The sequence below is a fragment of the Longimicrobium sp. genome (assembly GCF_036554565.1).
In the GTDB taxonomy this organism is placed as follows: Bacteria; Gemmatimonadota; Gemmatimonadetes; order Longimicrobiales; family Longimicrobiaceae; genus Longimicrobium.
The window spans coordinates 1-5,639 of sequence record NZ_DATBNB010000885.1; the positions used below are offsets into that span (position 1 = coordinate 1).

Annotated in this window: 2 protein-coding genes and 1 pseudogene; 2 read left to right on the forward strand and 1 reads right to left on the reverse strand. The window is 74.4% G+C overall.

Features of this window, described 5'->3' with window-relative positions:
• Positions 1-390 (reverse strand): crossover junction endodeoxyribonuclease RuvC (locus VIB55_RS24735; RefSeq protein ID WP_331879363.1); only part of this gene is annotated, 390 nt, incomplete at its 3' end.
• Between VIB55_RS24735 and VIB55_RS24740 the strand changes: the two genes are divergently transcribed.
• Positions 383-4,474 (forward strand): ATP-binding protein, encoded by a 4,092-nt coding sequence (locus tag VIB55_RS24740; protein WP_331879364.1) that lies wholly within the window; start codon positions 383-385, stop codon positions 4,472-4,474. The two genes, VIB55_RS24735 and VIB55_RS24740, sit on opposite strands and share 8 nt — an antisense overlap.
• 186 nt (positions 4,475-4,660) lie before the next feature.
• A pseudogene (locus VIB55_RS24745) lies at positions 4,661-5,639 on the forward strand (Ig-like domain-containing protein); the annotation flags it as partial.

Below are 5,639 nucleotides of genomic sequence, written 5' to 3' on the forward strand. Positions count from 1 at the left end.
GCGGGCCTGGCCGAGCTTGAGCGCGGCACCGGGGTTCTTGTTGACATAGGTATGCTCCACCGCCGCCTCCTCCGGCTGCCAGGCGGCGAGGATCTCGTTCAGCGCGCGGTGCAGCGTCTTGGCGCGCAGGGCGGCGGTGCCGGCGTACGCCTCCTCGCCGGGGAGGTTGACGCCGTAGTGGAAGGTGGGCGCGCGCAGCACCCCGAACTCCTGCGACAGGTCGCGCGCCAGCGCCTCGGCCACGCAGGTGCCCGCGCCCACGGGCAGGTGGGGCCCCGACTGGTCGCAGGCCCCCACGGGAATGATCAGCCGGCGGTCGCGCCGCAGGTGCAGGGCGACGTCGGTCCACGGCAGGTCCGAAAGTGCGTAGGAGCGCTGGGGTTTGAGCATCGAGACGATGGCGGTTGCGGATGACGCCGCGAGCACGCAAGAAGCGGCCCCCGCCCCGCCCGCCCGCGACGCTGCGGCGCGCGCCGGGTGGGCCGCGGGATGGGCGTCGCTCCTGCTGCTGGCGGTGTGGATGGGCCAGCTCACCCCCGGCTGGCTTCCCGCGGCCGCCACCTGCGCCCTCGCCTGGGCGGTGCTCGCGCGCACCGTCGCCTGGCCCTGGCGGGCGGCAACGCTCGCCGCGCTCGCCGTAACCGTGGGGCTGGCGGCGCACACCCAGCGGCAGCTGTGGAGCGTGGCCCACGACTGGTTGCGGGTGCGCGCGGCCGTGGACAGCACCGCTGGCGAGCGGGTGAACGAGGGGCTGGACCAGCTCTTCGACCGCGGCGGCCGCGCCGTGCTGGGTGCGGCGGACCTGGCGGGCGGGGCCACGCGCCCCAGCGCCGGCCTCTTCGCGGAGATGAGCCGCATCCGCCATGAGACGGGGATGACGGCGCTGGCCATCTACCGCCCCGACGGCTCGCCCCTGGTGTGGGCGGGGGAGCACCGGGGAGCGGTGCCCGATTCGGTGAAGGGCGGGATGGTGGAATCGTCGTTTTCCGCCGGCCCCCTGTTCGGGTACATCTATTTTTCCGAGCGCCTGCAGACGGGGAACGTGGCCGTCGCGGCCAAGCTGCTGCAGGCCCACGTCAAGATCGGCGAGGGGGTGCAGCCGTACGCGGAGCGCTTCGCAGAGCGAAACGGCATCGTCCCGCTCTTCACCACGCCGGAGCTGGCGCAGGGCGACCGCATCTGGGACTGGGCCACCGACTCCGTCACCATCCTCAGCGGCGTCTTCGAAACGCTCACTCAGCAGGGCTGGCGCGACCGCGTGATCCAGCGCGGGCGCGAAGACGTGACCAGGGCCCTGGCCATCGCGGCCCTGCTGATGGCGATCGCCTGGTACCGCCGCCCGTCGCGCGACCCCGCCCTTCCCGTCGCCGTCTTCACCGCCGGGCTCCTGCTCCTTCCCCTGGCCGACGTCTCGGCCGCTGCGGGGCTGTTCTCGCCCGTGCGCTTCGTGCTTCCGCTGCCGGCGGACGTTACGCTGGGGCAGCTCCTCGTCGTGCTGTGCGGTGGCTCCATCTGGATGCTCGCGCGGCAGAAGGCGGGGCGCGTGCTGGGCCGCGTACCGCTGGCTGTGCGCGTGGCGCTGGCCGCGGCGGTCCTGGTGACGGCGTTCTGGATGGTGCGGCACTCCGTGGCGGCCTCCGTGCTGGCGGAGCGCGAGGGCGGCGGCGCGCCGCTGATCGTGGGCTTCGCGCTGGGGCTGGCGCTGCCGCTGTACCTGCTCTTCGGCCGCCGGGGCGACGGGCCGGTACGCACGCAGATGGTGGCGGCGGCGCTGGCGGTCTCCGCCGCACTCGGACTCCTGCTGGCCGCGTGGTGGGGGCCGGGGCGCCACGTGCCGGTGTGGGCCGCCGCGGCGTGGGCCGTTCCCTTCGCCCTGGCCGCCGCGGGGGTGCCGCGCAGCGAAAGCCGGCGCGGCGCGCTGCTCCCGTGGGCGTGCGTGGCGTGGATGGCGGCCACCCTGGCCCTGCCCACCCTGTGGACGATGCACGTGGACGAGCGGCTGCGCGACTCCGAGCGCGAGCTGGTGAAGCTGGGCACCCAGGCAGACCCGTTCCTGGATTACCTGCTGCGTCAGTTCGCCGAAGAGGTGCTGCGGCTGGACGCGGAGGGGCGGCGGGGGGTGAGCCTGCTTTACCAGGCGTGGGTGGAGGCGGGGCTGGCGAGGGAGGGATACGAGGCGCGCATCACCCATTGGAACGGCGGCCGCGCCGGGAGCGAGCTCCGCCTGGCCGACGCCACCCTGCCGCCGGAACGCGTGGCCGCCCTGCTGGAGCTGGCGCGCCGGGAGGAAGAGCCGAAGCTGGAGCGATTGACCAGCGTTCCCGGCCTGCACTACCTGCTCGTCGTTCCCCTGGCTGGGGGGCAGAGCGTGACGGTGGCCGTTCCCCCGCGCGCCTACCTGGGCCGCTCGCACTCGCTCGCCCGCTTCCTGGACCCGGAGGACAGCGACGCGACCGACGCGGCGGCCACGCTGTCGCTGGTTCCCGCACCCCCCGGCGCGGCGGAGGCGGGGGGCGCCGTCCGCTGGGTGCGCGCCGAGAACGGCTGGCGCAGCGAGGCGACCGTCGCCTTTCCCGGCGCGCGGATGCACGCCCACCTGCTGGTGCCCACCCCCACGCGGCTGATCCTGTTCGCCCGCGGCGTCGTTTCCCTGGCGCTGGTGCTGGGGGCGCTGGCGGGGCTGTGGGCGCTGGGCCGCACCCTCTGCGGCGAGCCGCTGGGGGTGGAGCCGGCGCGCTGGGGATGGATCTTCACCTTCCGCGGCCGGCTCACGGGCGCGCTGTTCATCTTCTTTCTCCTGCCGATGGCCGCGTTCGGCGCCACCGCGTACCGCGCCCTTTCGCGCGAGGTGGAACGCACCGCCGCCGCCATCGCCGACCGCGCGCTGACCCAGGCCGCCTCCGAGGCGCGCGGGCAGAGCCTGTCGGCGCTGGCCCGCCACGTGGACGCCGACCTGCTCCTGTACGAGCGCGGCGTGCTGCGCCAGGCCGCCGCGCCGGAGGTGATCGACCTGGGGCTGTACCACGCCTGGCTTCCCGCCTCCGTGTACCTGGACTTCGCGCAGAGCGAGGCCACGGAGCGGGTGGAGAACCGCCAGCTGGCCGGGCACGAGTACCTGGTGGCCTACCGCCGGCTCGCCGGCGGGCAGGTGCTGGCCTCGCCCACGCCGCTGGCCACGGGCGAGATCGCCCGGCGCCGGCGCGAACTGGCGGACCTGGTGGCGCTGGCCGGGCTCGCGGGCGCGGTGCTTTCCATCGTCCTGTCGCTCTTCGTTGCCCGGGCGTTCTCGCGGCCCATCGAGGCGCTGAGCGGGGCCGCGGAAAGCGTGGGCGCCGGCAACCTTTCCGTGCGCCTTCCCTCCGGCCGCCGCGACGAGTTCGGGCGCGTGTACAGCGCCTTCAACCGCATGGTGCGCGGGCTCCGGCAGACGCAGGCGGCGCTCGTGCAGGAAACGCGGCGCACCGAGGCCATCGTGGCCGAGGCGGGCACGGGCGTGGTGGCGCTGGACGGGGCCGGGCGCGTGGCGCTCATCAACCCCCGCGCGGAGCAGATCCTGGGCGGCGAGGTGCCCGTGGGCGCGCGCATCCCCGAAGACCGCCCCCTTCCCGCGGCGGTGGCCGCCACGGTGCGTGACTTCCTGGCCTCGGGTGCGCGCGAGCGGGTGGACGAGCGCGAGGTGGACGGCCGGGTGGTCCGGCTGCGTATGCGGGGATTGAGCGTGGACAAGGCGCGGCGGGGCGCCGTGCTGGTGCTGGAAGACGTGACCAACGAGATCCGCTCAGCCCGCGTGCTGGCGTGGGGCGAGATGGCGCGGCAGGTGGCGCACGAGATCAAGAACCCGCTGACCCCCATCAAGCTGGCCGTGCAGCACGTACGCCGCGCCTGGGCCGACGGGCGCGACGACTTCGGCACCATCCTGGACCGCAACGTCGAGGCGGTGCTTCGGGAGATCGACCACCTGGGGGAGATCAGCCGCGCCTTCGCCCGCTTTGGCACGCCGGCCGAGGCCGCCGCCCCGGTGGAGCGGGTGGATGTGCGGCGGGTGGCGGAAGAAACGCTGGCCCTGTACCACGGCGGGCACGACGGCATCCGCTACGAGCTGGACGTGCCGGCGGATGCCCCCCGCGTGAGCGCGCGCCCCGGCGAGCTGAAGGAGGTGCTGGTGAACCTGCTGGAGAACGCCCGCGGCGCGCTGGACGGCGACGGCGAGGTGAGGATCTCGGCGGCGCTTTCCGGCGGCGGCGAGTGGCTGCGCGTGGACGTGGCCGACACGGGCGAGGGAATTCCGCCCGAGTCGCTGCCCCGGGTCTTCGAGCCGCAGTTCTCCACCCGTACCAGCGGCACGGGGCTGGGGCTGGCCATCGTCAAGCGCCTGGTAGAGGCGTGGGGCGGTGAGGTGACCGTCGATTCCACCCCGGGCGAGGGGACCACGGTGCACCTGCGCCTGCGCGTGGCTGAACCGGTGGAATCGTAGTCGGCGCCGGCGTCCCGTACAGGAGCCGCGTGCCCGCTCGGCAGGACCGCTTCGGCTCGCCCGACCGCGCGTGGGCTTGTGCAAATCGTGCAATACGTTGAGATTAGAGAGTATGGGATCCCCGCCTGGCATAGCCCGGGCGGCTCCCGCTCCCTGCTGCGTTCCCTCCCCGTGGTAGAAATCCGCATGCGACGCTTTCTCGCCTGTTCCGCCGCCGCCCTGCTCGTCGCGGGCTGCTCCGATTCCACCGCGCCGTCGGTGGCCACCACCGTAACGATCACGCCCGGCTCGGTGTCGCTCGACGCGCTGGGCGCCACGCAGGTGGTCCGCGCGTCCGTCGCCGACCAGAAGGGCAAGCCGATGACGGGCGTGGCTCTCACCTGGGCGTCCAGCTCCACCGCCGCGAGCATCGTGGCGTCCGGCGGCGACAGCGCCGTGGTGACGTCCATCGGCAACGGCGCGGCCACGCTGACCGCCACCGCCGGCGAGGCTTCCGGCACGGCCCAGGTGCAGGTGGCCCAGGTGGCCACCAGCCTGCAGAAGGTGGGCGGCGACGGCCAGTCCGGCGGGATCGGCGCACCCCTGGGGGGACAGGTGCAGGTACAGGCGCGCGACCGGCTGGGCGCCGCCGTCGCGGGTCAGTCGGTGACCTTCACCGTAGCCACCGGCGGAGGCTCCGTGTCGTCGACCACGGTGGTCACCGGCAGTGACGGCACGGCATCCACCACGTGGACGCTGGGCGCCGCGGGAGCCAACTCGCTCACGGCCACCCTGCCCGGCGCCCCCGCCTCACAGGTGGTCTTCAACGCCACCGCGGTGACGACGCTGGCGGGCAGGATCGGCATCGTCGCGGGCGGGTTCCAGGCCGCCATGGAAGGGGCGGCCGTGCCCGTGCCGCCGTCGGTGCGCGTCGAGACCCCGTCCGGAAACGCGATGCCCGGGGTCACGGTGAACTTCAGCGTCACGTCGGGCGGCGGACAGGTCACGGGCGGCTCGGCCATCACCAATGCGTCCGGCGTCGCCACCGTCACCCGGTGGACCCTGGGCCCGGTGGCGAACCTGAACACCCTCACGGCCACCGTCGCCGGGATGGCCACAGCGCCGGCGGTGTTCCGCGGCGCGGGTTGCTCGGGCGCCGGGCCGGGCTTCGAGATCACGGTCTGCA